Source organism: Paraglaciecola hydrolytica, assembly GCF_001565895.1.
In the GTDB taxonomy this organism is placed as follows: Bacteria; Pseudomonadota; Gammaproteobacteria; order Enterobacterales; family Alteromonadaceae; genus Paraglaciecola; species Paraglaciecola hydrolytica.
Genome location: NZ_LSNE01000005.1, coordinates 572,665 through 591,950 on the forward strand (window position 1 = coordinate 572,665; position 19,286 = coordinate 591,950).

General features: G+C 41.9%; 25 protein-coding genes and 1 pseudogene. 1 reads left to right on the forward strand and 25 read right to left on the reverse strand.

Annotated elements, in window-relative coordinates:
* The 17 genes and pseudogenes from AX660_RS10410 to AX660_RS10490 form a co-directional block, all read right to left on the reverse strand.
* A pseudogene (locus AX660_RS10410) lies at window positions 1-391 on the reverse strand (transposase); the annotation flags it as partial.
* Window positions 392-754: 363 nt separating this feature from the next.
* Window positions 755-1,039, reverse strand: a complete 285-nt coding sequence (locus tag AX660_RS10415; RefSeq protein ID WP_131811785.1) for a hypothetical protein — start codon at window positions 1,037-1,039, stop codon at window positions 755-757.
* Between the two features lie 84 nt (window positions 1,040-1,123).
* Window positions 1,124-1,624, reverse strand: coding sequence for a CC0125/CC1285 family lipoprotein (locus AX660_RS10420; RefSeq protein ID WP_068376206.1), 501 nt, complete (start codon window positions 1,622-1,624; stop codon window positions 1,124-1,126).
* A 97-nt stretch (window positions 1,625-1,721) separates the two neighbouring features.
* Window positions 1,722-1,979, reverse strand: a complete 258-nt coding sequence (locus AX660_RS10425; protein ID WP_068376208.1) for a hypothetical protein — start codon at window positions 1,977-1,979, stop codon at window positions 1,722-1,724.
* A gap of 417 nt (window positions 1,980-2,396) precedes the next feature.
* Window positions 2,397-2,810, reverse strand: coding sequence for a hypothetical protein (locus AX660_RS10430; protein WP_068376210.1), 414 nt, complete (start codon window positions 2,808-2,810; stop codon window positions 2,397-2,399).
* Window positions 2,811-2,919: 109 nt separating this feature from the next.
* On the reverse strand, window positions 2,920-3,231 hold the full coding sequence (locus AX660_RS10435; RefSeq protein ID WP_068376212.1) for a hypothetical protein: 312 nt from the start codon (window positions 3,229-3,231) through the stop codon (window positions 2,920-2,922).
* 172 nt (window positions 3,232-3,403) lie between these two features.
* On the reverse strand, window positions 3,404-3,790 hold the full coding sequence (locus AX660_RS10440) for a hypothetical protein (RefSeq protein WP_068376214.1): 387 nt from the start codon (window positions 3,788-3,790) through the stop codon (window positions 3,404-3,406).
* A gap of 155 nt (window positions 3,791-3,945) precedes the next feature.
* Window positions 3,946-4,251, reverse strand: coding sequence for a hypothetical protein (locus AX660_RS10445; RefSeq protein WP_068376216.1), 306 nt, complete (start codon window positions 4,249-4,251; stop codon window positions 3,946-3,948).
* Window positions 4,252-4,400: 149 nt separating this feature from the next.
* A complete protein-coding gene (locus AX660_RS10450) occupies window positions 4,401-4,811 on the reverse strand; it encodes a hypothetical protein (RefSeq protein WP_068376217.1) in 411 nt (136 codons plus the stop codon).
* 82 nt (window positions 4,812-4,893) lie between these two features.
* Complete coding sequence (locus AX660_RS10455; RefSeq protein ID WP_068376219.1) at window positions 4,894-5,298, reverse strand: hypothetical protein; 405 nt, start codon at window positions 5,296-5,298, stop codon at window positions 4,894-4,896.
* A 139-nt stretch (window positions 5,299-5,437) separates the two neighbouring features.
* Complete coding sequence (locus AX660_RS10460) at window positions 5,438-5,737, reverse strand: DUF1330 domain-containing protein (protein ID WP_068376221.1); 300 nt, start codon at window positions 5,735-5,737, stop codon at window positions 5,438-5,440.
* A gap of 144 nt (window positions 5,738-5,881) precedes the next feature.
* Complete coding sequence (locus AX660_RS10465) at window positions 5,882-6,214, reverse strand: hypothetical protein (RefSeq protein ID WP_068376222.1); 333 nt, start codon at window positions 6,212-6,214, stop codon at window positions 5,882-5,884.
* 125 nt (window positions 6,215-6,339) lie between these two features.
* Window positions 6,340-6,714, reverse strand: a complete 375-nt coding sequence (locus tag AX660_RS10470) for a metal-binding protein (protein ID WP_068376225.1) — start codon at window positions 6,712-6,714, stop codon at window positions 6,340-6,342.
* 103 nt (window positions 6,715-6,817) lie between these two features.
* Window positions 6,818-7,264 (reverse strand): hypothetical protein, encoded by a 447-nt coding sequence (locus AX660_RS10475; RefSeq protein ID WP_068376227.1) that lies wholly within the window; start codon window positions 7,262-7,264, stop codon window positions 6,818-6,820.
* 122 nt (window positions 7,265-7,386) lie between these two features.
* On the reverse strand, window positions 7,387-7,665 hold the full coding sequence (locus AX660_RS10480; RefSeq protein WP_068376229.1) for a hypothetical protein: 279 nt from the start codon (window positions 7,663-7,665) through the stop codon (window positions 7,387-7,389).
* Between the two features lie 113 nt (window positions 7,666-7,778).
* A complete protein-coding gene (locus AX660_RS10485; RefSeq protein ID WP_068376231.1) occupies window positions 7,779-8,261 on the reverse strand; it encodes a hypothetical protein in 483 nt (160 codons plus the stop codon).
* Between the two features lie 114 nt (window positions 8,262-8,375).
* A complete protein-coding gene (locus AX660_RS10490) occupies window positions 8,376-8,891 on the reverse strand; it encodes a hypothetical protein (protein ID WP_068376233.1) in 516 nt (171 codons plus the stop codon).
* A gap of 107 nt (window positions 8,892-8,998) precedes the next feature.
* Here AX660_RS10490 and AX660_RS10495 point away from each other — a divergent pair, with 107 nt between their 5' ends.
* Complete coding sequence (locus AX660_RS10495; protein WP_068376235.1) at window positions 8,999-9,970, forward strand: integron integrase; 972 nt, start codon at window positions 8,999-9,001, stop codon at window positions 9,968-9,970.
* Window positions 9,971-10,225: 255 nt separating this feature from the next.
* On the opposite strand, the gene AX660_RS10500 is transcribed toward AX660_RS10495, so the two are convergent.
* From AX660_RS10500 to AX660_RS10535, 8 genes are all read right to left on the reverse strand, one after another.
* Entirely contained in the window at window positions 10,226-11,254 is a 1,029-nt protein-coding gene (locus AX660_RS10500) for an AgmX/PglI C-terminal domain-containing protein (protein ID WP_068376238.1), read from the reverse strand.
* On the reverse strand, window positions 11,251-11,796 hold the full coding sequence (locus AX660_RS22990) for an ExbD/TolR family protein (protein ID WP_068376240.1): 546 nt from the start codon (window positions 11,794-11,796) through the stop codon (window positions 11,251-11,253). Before AX660_RS22990 ends, AX660_RS10500 begins: the two co-directional genes overlap by 4 nt.
* A 4-nt stretch (window positions 11,797-11,800) precedes the next feature.
* A complete protein-coding gene (locus AX660_RS10510; RefSeq protein WP_068376242.1) occupies window positions 11,801-12,376 on the reverse strand; it encodes an ExbD/TolR family protein in 576 nt (191 codons plus the stop codon).
* 26 nt (window positions 12,377-12,402) lie between these two features.
* Window positions 12,403-13,068, reverse strand: a complete 666-nt coding sequence (locus AX660_RS10515; RefSeq protein WP_068376245.1) for a MotA/TolQ/ExbB proton channel family protein — start codon at window positions 13,066-13,068, stop codon at window positions 12,403-12,405.
* 65 nt (window positions 13,069-13,133) lie between these two features.
* Entirely contained in the window at window positions 13,134-13,445 is a 312-nt protein-coding gene (locus AX660_RS10520; protein ID WP_068376247.1) for a hypothetical protein, read from the reverse strand.
* On the reverse strand, window positions 13,442-14,197 hold the full coding sequence (locus AX660_RS10525) for a tetratricopeptide repeat protein (RefSeq protein ID WP_068376249.1): 756 nt from the start codon (window positions 14,195-14,197) through the stop codon (window positions 13,442-13,444). Before AX660_RS10525 ends, AX660_RS10520 begins: the two co-directional genes overlap by 4 nt.
* The gene (locus tag AX660_RS10530) at window positions 14,184-17,105 is read right to left on the reverse strand and encodes a tetratricopeptide repeat protein (protein WP_235594713.1); all 2,922 of its coding nucleotides are present in this window, start codon (window positions 17,103-17,105) and stop codon (window positions 14,184-14,186) included. Before AX660_RS10530 ends, AX660_RS10525 begins: the two co-directional genes overlap by 14 nt.
* Before the next feature lie 59 nt (window positions 17,106-17,164).
* Window positions 17,165-19,231, reverse strand: a complete 2,067-nt coding sequence (locus tag AX660_RS10535; protein WP_068376252.1) for a tetratricopeptide repeat protein — start codon at window positions 19,229-19,231, stop codon at window positions 17,165-17,167.
* Window positions 19,232-19,286: the final 55 nt, after the last annotated feature.

A 19,286-nucleotide genomic window follows, 5' to 3' on the forward strand; every position in this document is an offset into this window, starting at 1 on the left:
TAGTGACGATTTCTGTAACTGCAATTAATTCTGATTCACTCATATGAGCACGTTGTTCTACATTAAGATATTTGTTGGTCAACAACGTACCTTTATGTAAAAAATGCCAACGCACTAATACCTCTTCTATCGACCAGCTATCAGCCAGGGTTTTATCCACACACAACACCACATGTGTGTGATTACTCATCACTGCAAAAGCCGCAATATCAATGGCAAAAACAGTCCCTAAAAACAACAAACGTTCTTCAACCCAGCCACGACGATGCTCGTAACTTTGCCCGGTAAATTTATCCTCACCGCACAAAAATGAACGACGAACACACCGGGAAACACAATGGTAATAAGGGGTATCGGTTAAACTGATTTGAGTTTTGCGTGACTGTGGCATGGCGGACCATCCCTGTTTATGTGAATAACTCAGAGTTTAGAACAGAACAATTTTTTTGCTATTTTAAGATGGGTGTCTTTTTTATTACGATTTATCCAATGGTATGAATCGGTGAGCCCGCTTATCTTCAGGCATTCCTAATACAGATTTCATTGAATTATGAATGACATCTGAAAGTTGAGATTTAATTGGATTAAGATTTTCTTTAATTCCATAGATGACGATCATGCCGAAGCTTCCCTAAACGTATAACGCTTTGCGAAGGGGCGCAGACCGCTGGCTATACTGCGCGAAGCGCCAAGCCAGCGAGTTTGCGTCCCTGCCGCGTCGTTTGCGGCAAACTTACGCAACTTGTTATGAGTCTCATTCACTAGCATGAACAATGCTCATACATTTGTCACCGCATTCAGACAGTACCCGATTGAGGGTATTTACATCAAAACCGATACCTTCAACTTTTGTGCCGTCTTTGAGCCAAAGCTGAATCTCAGTTTCAGACATTCGAACAATGACTGTGACTTTTCCATTCAGAATGAGATCGCGAACTTCTTCATCGGAAGTTCCTTTGTTCGACGCTGAAGCTACTTCTTTGGCCCCAGCAAAGGATGACAGCAAGCAGAGCATTACCAGGATTACTGTGTTTTTCACGAGAGACTCATAACGCCCCAAGCAGGGGATTTTATGAGCGTTGTACAGCGAGTAAAATTCCCGCTGACTTGGCTTGTTATGTGCCTATTGCGCAGGTTGTTTAATATCATATTTTTTTGTGATGTTTTTAAATATGAACTCCGCATTATAACTAAAGCCATTTTTGGGCTTTTCTTTAAAGCATACGATTGTATTAGACGCGCTGGGTTTTGAAATATTATACGTTTGACCGCCACTAGTCGTTGTTGTAGCGTTGCCGTATGCGTAATTGCCTGAACCATAAACACTTGCAGTTGTATTCGACGTAGTTGGTGTTGTGTAAGTACTGTTTGACGTAGAAGTATTAGAATTAACAATTACAAAATATTTGTACCCACTTTGGATGGTTAATTCTGCACTCCTAAGAAGCGTAAAGTCAGCGACACGTTCTTTTGCCGTAAATCCGTTGCCACGAAAAGAAACTGTAAAAACATTTTCGTCAAGCTGGGTTTCTGAATAACCACCAGAATAACCACTATTTTGATATGTAGTTGCACAGCCCGATAACAAGATAGACGAGAGTAATAATACTGGTAGAAATTTCATGCTGACTCCTTTTGGCACATAACGCTTAATATAACTGGAAAATACGAGCGTTTTTGCAACGAAGTTGCAGCGAGTAGTTTTCCAGTTTATGTTTTTGTTAGGTGCGCTGTACATTTTTAAACTGATTTGCCACATAGGCTGCAACTGGGGAAAGCGTAAATAAAATAGTTGGCACGAATATACCTCCTGCAACAAATAGAATAATACTACCCACTAAACTGAGAACTGCGATACCAGCCCAGCCCATACAAATCATTAAAACTTTTTGGTCGTTACTTTCTGATTTCCAAACACGCCACGACATCGCTGAAAACACCAATAACATTATAAATGGTAAATAATTTGATAATTCCATTTGACTCTCCTTTAGCACCTAACGCCCAAAGCAACCGCGCGGCTTTTTGCGTCGGGTGCCTTTGCTTGTTATTGCGCCAACCTTTGCACTTTCGCGGCTTGCCGCCTGCCCTGTTTGCACAACAACGTGATTAAAATTATTACCCGTAGACTAAACCAACCTAGATTAAAACTGCAACGGATAAGTGACTGTTTGGCTGAACAAATTTGAATAAAAGCGCTGGTCGTTTAAAAGATTGTTGGTTTAAAAACTGAAAGGACAATTACCAAAAAGAGCACTGGCCAACCAAAACCTAATGAAGCTAAACCCCAGCTACCAACATCAAAAAACAATTAAAAAGCAAAAGCGCTATAACGCTTAATATAACGGGAAAATACGAGCGCTTTACAGCGAGTAGTTTTCCCGTTGATGTTTTTGTTAGGCATTGCCCGCCTGCGCCTTGATAATTTTGTACTGATTGTTCCACCAGACTACAAGCTCTGCGTGCTGTTCGTGGCTGACCCAAGTGAGATTTTCCTCGTCTTGTGGGTTTCCACCAAAAATTAATGGCTTCAAATACCATTTTACTTTGCCTGTGAATCGCTCATCGGATTCAAGGGATAAGTCTTCTGGAAAAAAGAACGGCACAATCATTTTTGGATCAATGGGAATGGTCGGTAGCGAACACATGACACCAGTAGGGCTGATTACAATCAAGTCGTCCCACCCCCGCAGGCCAACAAGCGTATAGCCGGGCAAATATTGAGACAATTCGTATTTTGACGAAGCCAATGCACTCTCAGCTTCAGTGAACACGACTATGTACTCGTCGTTGAGCCAACCTTCATTCATATAGGGATGCCTAACGCCCGCTTAAACGGAAAAATATTGTTGGCTAAAATGTTGAACGGAGTGAAAACAGCCAACTGTATTTTTTCCGTTTGAAGCGCTTGTTAAGTGTTTACAGCCAAGGAGTAGCTATTTCTTGATAACCGCCAAGCATACCTATATTGCCGTAATTTCCTGGGTTACCATAATTACCAACATTACCGTAGTTCCCATAGTTACCGTAATTTACGTTTTGATGACCAGAATTACGGTTGTACATTAACCTATTCTTTTGAACAAGCTCACCAAGATAGCGGCCATTCATATCAATAAAAATATTCTGCTGCTCTAAAAAGTGACCTATATTTTGGCCGCTTGGGGCATGTAATTGACCATTAACAAAATTTGCAATGTGCTGGCCTTTACTGTTGAACAAAAACTCCATAGTCGATTCTCCTTTTGACACTTAACGCCGAGCTAAGCGGCAGTTTTTAAGTTGTGGTTTTGTGAAATACTTTTGCGCAGCAAAACCACAAAAGCGCGACTTAAAAACTGTCCAGCGCCGAAGGCGCGGTGCTTGAGCGATTTGTTATGTAATTTTTTGCTTGCGAAAGCCTCTACAGCCATTTTTCATATGCTAAATAAGCTAAGTACACCACTAAAAGAGTACGAATCACAATACTGTATATGGAGTAGCCTAGTTTGATTTCACTTTGTTCATACTCGAACCCCAAGAACTTAAATGGGTTTGCCCATGGATTAAACCCAAACTGATAGTTACCAGTTGCAGTTACGAGCTGAAGAACGTTGACAGGAATAAACAACTGTTTTGCTTTGTATAAGTGAGCGGATTCAATTTCTGAGAATGGAATTTTCCAACTACCGCACTCAACACGATCATCATAGACTTTGAACATAGCTCGTTTAGCAGCAACCCAATTATGTGAGTATCTAGGTTCTTTGTCTTCTCGATTTGTTGCTTTACAAAAACACTTGTACTTCATTCATTCCCTCGCGAGACATAACGCCGAGCTAAGCGGCAGTTTTTAAGGCGTAGTTTTGTGGAATACTTTTGCGCAGCAAAACCACAAAACTGCGACTTAAAAACTGTCCAAGGAGCGTAGCGACTGATGCTTGAGCGACTTGTTATGCATATTTTCTATTGCCTTACTCTATTAAGTTCCTGTCTAATTTTTCTTGAAACAATGGCAGGAATAATAAACGCATTTACAAAAAGTACGTACAAAAAAATACTTTTCAAGAAAGAGTGGATGAAGGCGCCAAAGAATTCTAATTCTTTTGAATAAGCATTGATTGCAAATGCGTGCATTAGAGCAAGCATTAAAAGGGCTAGCCAAGGAATAATTGAGCCCCAACTTGAAAGAAAATACTTATACCAAAGTTTTTTCGCTTCCTCTCTTGATAGGGATTCTTGCAACGATAAGTCTTTGATTGAAAAATACATTATCAAACTCCATGATTTCGCTAATAAAAAATTAAACCTTTATACCTTCGAATTTTTGATGATCCCGTTCTAGCTTTGCATAACGCTTAACATATGGGGATTTTAGGAGCGCTTTACCAGCGAGTAAAATTCCCACCATGATGTTTTTGTTAGGTAACACTTTTACCAGACATATATATTTTAAACAAATGATAAATAGCGACAAGAAATGGCGCTAAAAAGAAATAAATAAAAAAACAAATATCAAAGTTTGTAGTGCTTTTATTTAACTCTGGAATGTTGCTAAGTGCGACATACGAAATAGTTAATATACCTGTGATTAAAAAATACATTCGCAGATTTTTAGAAATAGAAAAATTAAATAAGATAGATAACATACCTATATAACCAAGAAATCCTGCTATAGGTACGAACATCAAAGGAAATGAAAAATCATAGGTTTTATCAAATATAAGAGTAAAAGAAATACCTAGGGGGATAAACGAAAGTAATAACAATATTGTTGTTGGTACAAGCCCAAACAGTATTACCCACAATTTAGAATACATACGCAGATCCATCTGTGTTACCTAACGCTAAGCTAAATGGACCGAAAAGCCGCAGGCTTTTTGTGTCCATTTTGAGCGCTTTGTTAGATGCTTTTTATTTATTTCGCATTCTGCCTTTTGCGTCAGGGATCGCGCGGTTACCCGGCGCAATACTTACCATACGACCATCAGGCCCTTGTAAGCCTCGGTGACCTGCCCGTATTGCAACCATTCTTCCGTCAGAACCTTGCAGGCCTCTAGCACCACTGGGAATTTCCACCATACGCCCATCACTACCTTGTAAGCCTCTAGCTCCGGAACGAATTGCAACCATTCGCCCATCAGAACCTTGCAGTCCTCGGCCACCGGAAGGAATTGCGACCATGTGCCCATCACTTCCTTGTAATCCTCGTCCGTTCGGAGGTATTGGAACCATGCGACCATTAGAACCTTGAAGGCCTCGATAGCCATCGGGGATTACAATTTGCTTTCCGTCACTTCCGGCGAGCTTCCGTTTCATAAATTCTCCTTAAGTGTATTTTATGCTGCGCATCTAACGCAGAGTGCAGCTGCATTTTGGTTGGCGTGGAATTTTGTGTAAAATGGCGAAGCCATACACAAAATGGAGCGACGACCAAAATGTCAGCTGGCACATATTGTTATGCAGTTGCATTTTCAACAGGAAGAAGTAAATAATTACTACTTGATCCATTTTTTCGCGAATCTTTATAAGGTGCGTAATCTGAAGACTGATAAAATTCTAATGCCTTTTCTTTTGAAGAAAACTCAGCAACAAGAGTATATTGAGGTTTATTATCTCCTTCTAATAATTCAATATTTGAAGTTCTAGTTAAATACTTACCACCAAACTTTGATAACAATGGAGTCACCTTAAGCAGATACTCTTGTACCCACGATGGATTAGTAATATTGGTCTCGACTATCATAAAGTATTTCATATTATTCCTTGTGTAAAAAATTTAATTATTTAGAGTTCACTCACTCTTATTGATGCATAACACCCCAAATAAACGGTGCGCCCGACAACGTCAAGAAGAGAGCAAGTGTACATGCGCATCCGTTTCATTTGATTTGTTAGCTTTCTACTCTGTACTCAAAACGAGTTTGTCAGTTTCGACTAAAATACCGCTATCAATTGACTTCAAGATAATCTCTCCTGATTCCGCGCTAAACGTGTCCATATGTATTTTCACGTTACCACTATATGTAGTTACGCCGTTTATAGTTGAAACTTTATCAGCAGTTATTTCCAATGCCTCATTCGGCAAAAATGACAATTCCACTTCACCTATAAATGTTCGGGTTAAACCATCAGGTGATACTGAAACCTGTTTGGATGATATCGACGTTTCATTTGCCATCAAAATCGATGACGAGAAAAGTAGAGTTGCAACTAACATCTTGTACGTTTTCATGTTAAATCCTTCTATTATTTAAAACGAGTTACTGTGGTAAATCAAAAAGCTAACGCTTTTGGAAGGGGCAGCGTTGTGGCGAAGCCACGCTTTTAGCTGTCCCACTTGCCAAACTTGTTAAATGCTTAAGCACGCGTACCACCTTCATAAAGATGATTGACACAGTAAGCACTGCCTTTCACTTTATTTAAACTACAACCTAACGACAAACATTCACTGTCGGTTAAGCCACCACGATTTTTAACCATTAACTCTTTAACAAGAGCTTCGCTGTCAAAAGCCTCCCAACCTTCTCGTGAGGGTATTTTAACAGCGTAACAGTTTTGATATTTATCCCACTCATCTACTTTCCATAGCTGTTCGCAATCTGGGCATGACATAAGTAACACCCAGTTACCAACCTCCAGTTTTGATAGTTTGGATTTGAACTCAGAGTGATTATTACTTATCTCAACTAAGTCAGATTGTTGTTGGCAATCGCACATACTTCCCTTTGGCATTTAACGCCCTGTTAACAGGCAAAAAATTGTTGGCTTAAATAGTGACGAAGGAACAAAAGCCAACTGTTTTTTGTCCTTGTTTAACAGCTTGTTAGGTGAATTTTTAAAACACCTTTGGGTTAGAATCTGTTTCTTTTTGATATTGCTTTAACAGTTTTGAATTCATAGATTCTTGGACTAATTTCAATAAAATATATCTATTATCATCCGTTCGGTGATGCTTATCCAAAGAATACTTTGTAGTTTTAACAGCAATATTCCTATTTTTGTCTGAAATAATTCTAATTGCTAAAAGGTGCAAGTTTTCTAATTGTTCGCTTTTTCTCTGACGGGAACGAGCAACCTTAGCTTTGATATCAAGAGTTTCAGGCTCTGTTTTATAGTGATTTAGATCAGAATCAAGTCCTCCTATCTCTAGGAGAGATCTCTCAATTTCAAAAAGAAGGTTATTTTCTTCTTTTTGTTGAGCGTAATATAGTTGGACATGGTGTGTTAACACTCCACCGCCCAAAGCTAATACAGCACCTAAAATTATATACAATGCTTCCATGTACGATATTCACCTAACGCCCTGTTAAGGGGCAAATTGTAGTTGGCTAAAATGTGAAGCGAAGCGGAACCAGCCAACTGTAATTTGTCCCGCTTGAACAGCTTGTTATGTGTTTTTTACACTTATCTTGACTGTTTTGCTTTTGCCTGACGTAAAGCCTTGCGTTCTTGCTTACTTGGAATATTTTCACGAGTAGAAAGAACAGCCTTTAAATCTTGATATGCTTGCTTCCACTGTGGAGTATTTTTAAACTCAATTCCATTATGCTTAGTAGTTTGATATTGATCTGATAGTTCAAACGACTCTTCACATTTTAATAAAGCGTTTCTTCGACTCATCAAAGTACCAGTATGCATCTCTTCCAAGTCAGTTTTTGATATTACATCTAACTTTTTCGACACTCATAACTCCAGAAACACATAACGCCTAAATAACAGGCTAAGTAATGGTTGGCTAAAATTGTGTAGCGAAGCGAAACGTAGCCAACTGTTACGTGTCCTTGTTGATTTTCTTGTTATGTGCAATCTAACTCATTGACCCAATTTAAAACAGATTCACAAAATAAACTAACCGAAATATCCATTACCCATTCAGACTTACCATGACTACCTTTGATAGTCGTAACTGGTTTATTATCAGGATAAGGAGACGACTCTAATTCTCTTTCTATTGATTCTGCATGTATTATTTTATCGCATATATCTTTGATAGTTACACTAGCTCGATCTTTTGGATTATCACTTTCATAAAACCCGCAATAGCTGATACATTTGAGGTCAATATGTCCCTGATACAAGAGCGTTCTAACGGCCACAGCCAAATTCAAAAGAGAAGAAGAAAGCTTTTCTTCATAGATGTCTTTAGTTTTGTCTGCTTCGTCAGCGTGTATCCCATCAATAAATAAATTGAAAGCGACTAAATCAAGTGAAAGACAGTCAATAGATAATGACCGGATTAAGTCAGTAGATAATTTATGCTTCCCTAAAATCTTAACCATGCTACCAAACCTTCATTTGCACATAACGCTTTGCTAATTGGCTGCCGAAGCGCAGCGTAGGCAGTCCAGTGGAGGCCACGTTTTTTTGTGGCCGGAACGAAATTAAGCAACTTGTTAGCTGCTTGACACATGATTTTGTAAGTAACTAATTCGTGTTTTGCGCCAATATGGAAAAAAGATTAAGGCGGTAGTGCTGTAACTTACCCAGTTACCATCTTCAAATGCTTCCATGACCCATTTATATTCTGTCTTGCCTTTAGTAAAGACTTTTAGTCGACACTCTTTACTAAGACCAAATGCAAAGCAATTTAAAGCTTCATTTTTTTCCGAGAATTCTTCGTGCCAACCGTTGTAACCTACAGTACAACCTTGCTCTGATTCCGTAAGCCACACTGTAAACCCATTCTCTGGTGACACTGATATAGTTGAGCCGTCCAGTTCCCATTTGAGATCGGGATATTTCTCAAGTTTTACTTTAATTTGGTTGATGCAATCCATACTCATACCAACAGCTAACAGCTTAATCAGCCTGTCTTCGCCGTGTTTAAACACGGGACTTGGCCGCATATTAATTTTACCTACTTTTAGCACATACTCTAACTGCCTGTAAACTATATATTTTTCAAACATATGTGAAAATAGTTTGGGGAAACACGGCGAAGCACCTTGATATTGCGCATAGGCGGAACTACAGTTAAGCACTGTATATTAAAACAGTATTTTTCTGAGGAGCAAGGATGTCTAACTCGCCATTTTTAACGTTAATTTCGGATACCATGTTTGAGCGTCGTTATGCAAAAAGGACAATTGAAACTTACTTAATTTGGGTAAAAGGATTTATTTATTTTCACCATAAAAAACACCCTGCTCAAATGGGTGATACTGAAGTTGAAGCGTATTTGAATCACTTAGTGATCAACAAAAATGTCGCTGCCAGCACCCAATCTACCGCTTTAAATGCCCTCGCCTTTTTATATCGAGACATCATTAAACAGCCTTTAAAAATCGATTTAAATTTTGTTAAAAGCGGCAGGCCGGTCAAATTACCGGTGGTGCTAACGTTAGATGAAGCAAAACGATTTTTTGAAAACGTAGACAGCAATCATAGACTGGCCATTTCTTTATTATATGGTAGCGGTTTACGCTTGATGGAATGTGTGAGATTACGGGTACAAGATATCGATTTTGATTATAAGTCTATCCGCATTTGGAATGGCAAAGGCGGTAAACATCGTGTTGTCACCCTTGCAGAAGAATTAATACCCAGCTTACGCCAACAAATTATGTTGGTGACTCAATATCTTAATGCTGACCAACAAAACCCAGAATATCGAGGAGTCTGGTTACCACATCGTTTAAGAATGAAGTACAAAAATGCGGAAAAAGACTTAAATTGGCAATACTTATTTCCTTCTAGGCAACTTGCCATTGATCCAGAATCTACATTATTGCGCCGCCATCACATTGACGAAACTGCCGTGCAAAAAGCGGTGAAAAATGCCGCACGAAATGCACACATTTCTAAACATGTTACGCCCCACACTCTGCGCCATTCCTTTGCCACCCACTTATTACAATCAGGTGCAGACATTCGAACAGTGCAAGATCAACTAGGCCATGCAGATTTACGTACCACCCAAATTTATACCCATATATTGCAGCGCGGTGGAAATAGTGTAGTGAGCCCTTTGTCGCGACTATCAATTTAAGCAGAGTCAAACAGCTGCTTTACATGGTTGTGCCTTCCCGACGGAAGACGCTCCTACATGCTGGCATTGGCTTATCACTAGCAACTATTTATTAGCCTCTATTTACTGCACTTACTGTTTTACTTCGGTGAACTCTGTGGTTCAAATGCTTTTGATTTCACCGCTTGTTTCTTCCCGACGGACGTCGATTCTACATGCTGGCATTGGCTTATCACTAGCATCTAGTCGCTAGCCTCTATTTACTGCTCTTACCCCTTAAAACGGCAAAAAGTTAAACGAATAATCCAGCAGGGTTTGCGTAACATTTTGCTGGCCAAAGTTGATCAGACTAATGCGTGCTAACAAGTCTTTTTCTAACTCTGGTGAAGCGAGTTCACTGAAGACCAATTTAATCGCAGATACACTGCCGTCTGCTTCAATTTGCAGGTTAACAGTGAGTTTGCCTTGCAGGCTGGCATCGTTGCGCAAAGCGCGGCGATAAATAGCGTAGATCCCGCCTTTATTGGCATCTAATACCTGGCGGATAGATTCGATGTTACGACTGCCGATTACTTCATCTTCTAATACGGTTTGTTGGGCAGCAAGTGAGGCAAGGCCTTCGGTGGGTGCGACATACTCGGTATTTTTTCGTTCGGCTAATTCACCCTTAGAGCCGGTATCTGTCGTGAGTTTGCTGGTGTCTAAACCGCCACTGCTGCCTGTGACTTTTTTACCAACAAACTTGCGCTGGGTTTCGTCACTGGCACCCCCACCTTTAATGCTGTCGGTATTGGCTAAATTATTGATGCTAGGATTAGTACGCATACTCGCCAAGTCATCTTGCAAGGCTAATATGCCACTTTGTTTGGCTTTTATTTTAGCCTGCTCGGTTAACTCAGCCTGAGTGGGCACTTTAACCTTAGGCACTTCTGGCACTTTTACCGGCTCCTTGGGCACCACCACTTTAGGCGGCGGCTTTTTGATTAGTTCTGGTTTAGGCTCTATTTTAGGCAATTCGATTACCGGCACAGGTTTGGGCTCGATTATTGGTTTAGGTGGTTCGACTTTAACCGGCTTGAGCAAACGAGTTAACTGGGGGGGAATTTTTTCTTTTTCTGCCCTAGGTGTTTCGGGTAATTCTTGCCATTTCACTAACAAGGCCAACATGAGAGTGAGCGCTAAAATAATGCCTACGATCAGCTTAAAACGTTGGTTTTCTTTTTCACTGGATGACCAAGGCAATACCGATACATAAGTGCTCACAGGTAAACCTTTTAACTGGGCAGTAGCAAGGGCAACATTCATCCAGCCACCTCCGCGTCAGATGTGGTTTTGCTCTCTATGCTTTCTACCGCCAAGGATATATTCGTAAAACCAGCCTGAGCACAGGTTTGCATAATGCGTTTTAGCAAAGCATAGGGAATATCTTTATCACCCATAATGGTAATGGCTTTATCGGCTGGCTCGTCTTCACTATTGGCTGATCCGCTCAGGGTAGTCACAGTAGCTTTGCCACTTTGATAAGCTAATTCTGCGACCAATTCAGGGATCAGCTCTTCATTCCGCGCCATGATACTCGCCACTGTGGCTAATTTACGCCCCTGTAATAACAACTCATTGTTATTCACCATCAAGACTAGAGTTTCTTTGGCGGCTTGTTTGGCAGTGGATTCGGGCAGAACTACGCTTTTACTGTTTTGTAATACTTGTACATCTGAAGCGTTGAGCATTAAAAAGAACACCAAAATAGTAAAGATATCCATCAAGGACACTAAGCTTAATTTAGAATCTTTGGCCATTCTGCGGTGATGGCGCTCCATGCGCATGGCTCTGGCGGATTTTTTCATCAGCTTATTCTCCGTTGCCAATGGGTATAGACAACGCCGTTGCAGTGGTGGGCAGTTCTCGCTCATCCAGCGGCGCATCGCCTAAGGAGATTTCTGGAAACAACTCAGCATCGACTACACTGCTAACCACAACATCAGGATAAGAACGGGTGCTGTCCATCAACGCCACTATTGCCTGATAAGAAATGTTTTCTTCTAATAACAAGGTGGCGGCTTTTTTGTCGATGTCCTGACTCAATAAGGTTTGTTTGATTTGTTTTAGAACGGTTTGCAAGCCCTGATAATCATAGGCTTGTTCGATTAGGGCTAAGTCTTTAACTAAATACCCTTGTGGATAATACACCGCAATATTATTGGCTCTAACCACAATTTCGAGACGTTGATCTTTAATTTCAATGGGCAACTCAGAGGCTTCGCCCAATTCAGGCAGGGTGAGATCGAGCACGGTAATGCGCGAAAATACCATCATCATCAGTAAAACCGGCACTAGCACTATCATCAAATTCATAAATGAGGTGATGTCGAGCTCTGCATCTGGCTTGGCTTTTTTAGCCCTGCGGCCTAGGCCGATTCTTGCCATGTTAAAACTCCCAGCTAAACCAAAGCTTACTCAGCCCGATCAGAGCTACGTGAATGAGTGTTTAGTTCATTGCGCGCAATCAGTAAGTTAAGGCACTTCACACCAGCCATTTCCATGCTATCGATAATTTCAGTGGTTTTGGTTTGCAAAATAGAATGAAAGGCCAGTAAAGGAATAGCGGCAATCAAACCAAAAGCGGTGGTATTCATCGCCACAGAGATACTTTGTGAGAGCAAACTGGCTTTTTCAGAAGGATCGGCACTTGCCACTGCCGAAAATGCCGCAATCAAACCAATAATGGTACCTAACAAACCTAACAAGGTAGAAATATTGGCTAAGGTTGCTAAATAGGCCGTGCGTTTTTCTAGCCGTGGCGTGGTTTCCATTAGGCCTTCTTCCATGGCGTATTCAATATCTTCACGACGTTGGCTATGGTTTAAACGCGCCATACCTGCCCCAATAATGCGGCTGATTGGCGCAGTATCTGTGGTAGAAAAACTAAGTACTGCCGCATAGTTGTTTTTATTTAGCAGCGGTTCCATGTGGGCAAACGCTTTTTTGTTTACCCGTTTGGCACTGCTTAAAAAAAAGTAACGCTCGATGGCAATCGCCAAACCCAGCGCCAGTACGATAGCAATGGGCAACATAAAAGCGCCACCTTCCTGAAAAAAACGCACTATTACGTCAAACATGTCACTCACTCCTAATGTCGAATTTAATCACTATACCTTGTTTACCCTGCGTATTAGGTATCAGCTTAAGGCTTTAGGCCTTGCTCTGGATAACTGACTTGCTCTGGGTCACTAACCTGCTCAGTCACAAACTGCAACTGGCGGCTAAAATCGTCGCGCTCCAATGGCGTAAAACCTTTATTAATGCGCTCTACGATCTGGCTAGGCAAACTGTGTTTTACGCTTGCGGCCTGCCACGGCACTATGGTTAATACTTTGGGCTGTTCTTGATTGCCACGGATGGTGTCTTCGAGCTTAATTACTTTAGGCGCGGTTTGTTGGGCAAGACTCACAAAACTCATCATACTGAATACTATCAATAAACCGAGCTTATTCATTGGCTCTCTCCTTTAATACTGCCAGAGCTGGCATTGTATAACTGTTCTTGAATTTGCAGTTGCCGTTCAATATCAATGATCCAGCCTTTTACCTGCCTATTAGGCTCTGCCACTAAAGCTTGATAAAGCTGATAATCGTCCCGCGCGGCTTTTTTATTACCCAAATATAAATCATGCAAAATGGCTCGATTTAATCGTGCCTCAGGAAAAGCCGGCCACGCGCTAAGCGCCAAATCATAGTGATATAAAGCGCGACTAAAACGCCCTTGCTCACGCAATACCCTAGCCAATTGATTATGCGCATGGTAGTTGTCTGGATTGGCCTGAATCGCATTATTGAGATAAGCAATTTGCTTGTCGAGGCTTTGCTGTTTGGTCTGTGCATCTGTTGCCTGCGTTATAAAACTTGCCTGAATATGAGCCAGTTGTAACCACGAGCCAGACAAACGTGGATATTGCTCGGCCAAACTCAAATACACACTTTGCGCCTCAGATAATTTGTTTTGTCTAATTAACAATAAACCCTGTTCAAAGCGTCTATTGACTGCCTCTGGGATGACACTTGCCTGATTCAGATACCGATTAGGCAGGGCTTTTATAGTCTGAGCTTTATGTTGCCAAGGGTCGCCAGACATAGGCGCGGCAATAATGGCTTGCTTACTGACGATGTTTTGTTTATCTGCAACATTATTACTGCTACAAGCGTTGAGTAACACCACCAACCCTAAACAAGTTGACTTAATAAATGTCATTCGCCGCCTCCACGCTTAATTCTACTTTGAGGTAACGGGCAGGCATCAAGGTTTTCAGAGCGTTAAAACTCTCTTGTACCCACTTATCATAAGTGCCCTGCCATGCCCTTTTAGCATTAGTTTCGTGCAGAGTGATGGCTTGTTCTTCAAAGGGAAAGGCCTGCTCTTCTAACAATAATTCGTACTGTTCGAGCTCCAGTGCATTGAGATCTTTAGGTTTACTGGATGCCATTAAATCTTTGGCGAGCTGATGGTAAATATCACCAAGATAAAAATTGGCCGCCGTATTAAATTCTTCGACCTTATAATCCAATACCTGATTAAAGGCTGCGAGGCTTTGCTCCAGCGCTTGTTTTTTACGCGCTAGACTGGTTTTTAAGGGCAAGCTCAGTTGAATATTTTTAAAACCAACTAAGCGATCCTGAGCAAATACCAACGAACTCATGGCCGCCAAATATCGTGAACGCTCGCTGCGTTCAATGGTGATGTCTTGTAGCGCTTGTTTATCCCCCTCAATTAATTTATTCAGCCAAAAACGGCGTTTTTCATCATCTTGGGCCTTTAGATAAATTTCACTGAGGATAAAACGCGCTTCGTTGGCCTCGGCCAAAGGTAAGGGATAACGATGAGCATAATCCCGATAAGAGCTTAAGGCTTGTTGGCTATTACCAACTTTATAATAATATTGCGCCGCCACATAAAGCGCCTGGCGGCCTTCTTCTGAGTCGGGATTTTTTTGCCACAAGGCCGTCAATTCACTGGCCGCTTGTTGCCAGCTTTCATTTTGTTGATAGGCCACTATCAATTTATCGCCAATATCCGCACTTAAAACATGTTGCTTAAAACGCTGGCGAAAGTCTTCGAGCAAATCGATGGCTTGTTGCCATTCTTGCATTTCCAACAAATATGTAGCGGCATCATATTGGGCTTTAATTCTAATACTGGTATCGGGTGTCTTGGCCAGCACCCGTAAAAAATCACTGACTGCCAGCGGTAAATAATTTTGCGCCACATGCAGTTCAGCTTGTTTATAAATGCTCGCTGCCAAACGTTCTTGTAAGTCGCTAAGGCGTGGATCATCAAGAGCCAGATTTACTAACAAGTCCTGATAAGAACGTTCAGCTGCTGCATAGTCTTCTATGGCAAACTGACTGTGAGCGATCACCAACTTAGCGGCATTTTGTTCGTTTAACGGGATAGTAAGCGGCCAGTTAAGCAAACGTTGCGCTTGTTCAATCGCTAAGGGATAACGTTGTAATTCAAATAATTGCTGCATGCTGATATACAGCACATCTTTGGCTCTGTCATCTGTGGCAAAGGTCGTTACAAAATTGTCCTGACTGATTAGCTGGAGATCTAACCATTGCTCCTGAGAAAAGGGACTATTGGCACCACCCTGCAACTGAATTTGTCGGTAGGCCAAAATGGCTGCATAGGCCGCTTCGGCAGCTTTAGCATAAGCTTCATTGCCGTAGGCATAAGCTTCAAATACCTCGATAGCTTGCGCCTTATGTCCTGCGCTCGCATAGGCTTCACCTAAACTAAAACGCACCTCAGCCTGTTGTGGATCAAAAGGGAAAGTCTCAATAAATTCTTGATACCAAAGCGCGGCGGCTAAATAAGCCTGAGCCGCTTGTTTATTTTCTATTTGTTTATCCACTACTTGTTTATCCACTACTTGTTTATCCAAGAGTTGGCCTCGGCTATGCTCATAGTGAGCCAGCTCTAACAAATATTGATTTAAAAACGGTGCCACCAATTCTTGTTGTAATACACCCCACTGCGGCCAGTATTCACCACTCATTCCATAACGTTCAACAAAACGTTGTTTAGCCGGTAATACCTCAGAGGGAAACTTACCAAGGATATACACATCAATCTCTTTCACCGCCAAAATCGGGGCCTGAAAATGTTGGGGATTAACCAAACTAAAACCTTGGTAAACCTTGGCACTGTCTTTAAAGCGCCCTTGATTGAGATAGAGCTGAGCTAGTTGGTCGTACAATACATATTCGTAGTGACGTGAGCCGACTTGAGCAAAGTGAGTTTCGATACTATCGGCAGGTGATTCAAACTGACTTTGCTGATAGGAAAACAACAAGCTCATAATGCGCAGGGTATCGTTAACCAAACGTTTTTGCCCAAGGCCTAAGGCGTCGATTTGTGCCTGACTATCTACCTGAGCCAACATAGGCCTGGCAATAATGTCACTGGGTAAACGGTCATCGAGCAATAAGGTAAAAGCCCCCAAAGCTGCGCTGTTTTGATTGTTTTTAAAATAACTCCAACCCAGCATATAAGCAGAGGTTGAGTAATAGGCACTTTGCGCGCCTTGTACAATTACCTGCTGATAAGCTTTGATCGCCGCAGCAAACTGGCCACGATTATATTCAATTTCACCTAAGCGAAAATACACCTCGGCCAGATAAGGATTTTGTGGAAAGGCCTTTAATAACTGCTGCAAACTTGAGTAACTTTGCTCTATCTCACCTTGTTGCTCATAGGCTTTGGCTAATTGATAAAGCACCTGCATATTGTCATCGTGAGTTGGGTGCTCTGCCAACAAGGCTTGATATTGCTGGATGGCTGAATCAAATACTTTTGCTGGAGCTTTGCTCTTTTGCTCAGTGCTTGCCTGTGTTTGTTGGCTTGGCACGATAACTTGACCACTTTCTTGTGCTTGCTCGGCCAGCACACCACTGAGATCAGCCAAACGATAACGTACTATTTGTTTGATTTCAGGCTCTTTAACCAGAGGCAACAACGCGGCATATTCATCGCGCAATTGCTGTAAATCTGGTTTTTTAAGCAACTGGTTATCTAAGCTCTGGGGTTTAAAATATTGCTCACCCAGTGTTTGGCTGGGAATTTTTTTGGGTTTTATCTCTGGCGCAGGTTGCTCAAACATACTGCAACTGCTCAGGCTCAATCCCAAAACTAAGCAACAAGAGACCTGTATAAACCTCTTCATGGTTGTTGCCTTGCTTGTGGTTCAAGTGCTGGCGGGCGGCCAATATCAGCAGGTATTACCTTAGATTCAGCACCAAGTTCATTTTGATTTTGCTGCAAGGCTTGATCGTTCAAACGCACTAAAGCCAACTGGGCCTGCACCACATAGCCCTGCACTTTGCTTTTAAATTGACTGACGCTCAGCTCTAGTTGTGCGGATACCTTAGCCACAAGTTGTTGTTGCAAGTCTTGATTACGCGCCAATTGTTCTTCAATCCGGCTGAGTAATTGCGCGACACGCTGGCGCTGCTGGGCATAATCAGGACGTTGTGCGAGCATGGCCAATAAACGACGTTGTTGCTCAGCGGTATTGACAATCTCGGTATCTAACTGGTGTAAGGCTTGTTGTGCTTGCCAGCTATTGGCTGCAAAAGCTTCATTGGCCTGCCAGCTTAATATGCCTTGTATACGCCTGAGTCTTGCATCATATTCGGTATTGAGCACAGGTTCTTGCAGTGCATTTTTTTGCTGATTGATTGCACTTAAACGTGTTTGCGCTGTGCTTAATCTTGCTTGTGATTGTTGATGAGCAATAGACATCAAGCTGGTGCCGTCTTGTTGTTGCTGGGCGGCAGCAAGTTGCTCAGCTAATTTATCGCGGCGGTTTTGTAAAAAACTTAGCTTTTCAAAAATCCTTGCTTGCAACATGTTTTTCGCACGTTCTACTCGCTGCTCTTGGCGCTCATCTAACATCAGTGAAAAGTGGCTCAAACGCTGCTGCCACTCGTTTAATTGTTGTTTGATCATTTGGCTTTGTTGCAGCGCCGCTAGTTGATTGCGTGTGTTTTTCTGCAAACCCGCACTTTGTACTAATCGCGTCAGTAATAAATCATCTGTGGCGCCACGCTGAGCAGTAAACGCCGGTAACTCAATCGAGGGTTTAAGGGCAGAATAGTTGTGGGCCAACGATTGAATAAATTCACTTTGTTGAATAGTTTGACTGGCTTGTTTGAGTTCCACTAATGTCTGTTTAAAACGCTGCACACCAAGTTGCAAGGTTGCCACTGACTGTCTAGGCGCAAAGCCTTTTTCATAGACATAAGCCGCTGCCAGATACGCCTCTAAGCTATATTCTGAATGCTCTGGCAAGACCATTAAACTCTGCCACACCCCCAAGGCGATTTGCAATTCTTCACCTTTTGCCGCCGCCCAGCCATACCCCAAGAGTGCGGCATCACCATCTAAACCTTCACGGCGGATACGCGAAAATGCGCTATAAGCCTCATGGGATTTACCTTGCTGCAACAAGGTATAGGCTAGGGTTAGATTCACCCTGTCTTGAATAGCCAAAACTTCTTGTTGTTTAGCCATATATTCAGCTTCACTTTGTTCATCCGCAAAAGGCCTTAACCAGTTGGGCAACAATTCTTGCAAACCATCTTCCGGCACACTCACCAGTTGTTGTAACAGCTCAATGGCCTGCTCAGTTTGGCCGAGCGCTAGGTAAGTTAAGGCTTGGTTGTAGCTCAGGTAATAATGATAAATCGAATCAGCAGAGAGTTGTTGTTGCCACTGTATTGCTTGGCCACCTAAAGCATGTTGATTGGCCAATTGAACACGTAAATAGATCAGTTGATCTTGTGTACTAGTGTCCAAATAACTCAAGGCTTCTTTGGCATCGATATGGCTAAAAGCTTCATAGGCTTTTGACCACTGACCTTGCTGATAATAGCTAAGTCCCAATGAAAACCATGCAGCAGTACGTTTTTCAGGCAGGCCATAATTAGCGAGTAAACGTGAGAAAATCTCAGCGGCCTGATCCTCTAGGCCCCTAGTTAAACTGATGCTAGCTTTAAGCAACTCAGGCTCGCTTGGATGTAAATACAGGGATGCAGGGAGTTGCTGTAAACCTTGAGGGTAATAATGTTCTAACAAAGAGTATTGCAACAACGCGCCATCTAAATCATCTTGATAATAAGCAAACAATACTTGCTGATACCACTTTTCGAGGCGACTCGCGTCACTCGTTTGTTGATGCTCCCGTGTTTGGGCGCCAACATACACAGGTAGCAACATCAGCAGCATCAGCCACCGACAGAGGTAGCTATGATATCGCCCAAAACGAGTGTATTGATGGCTC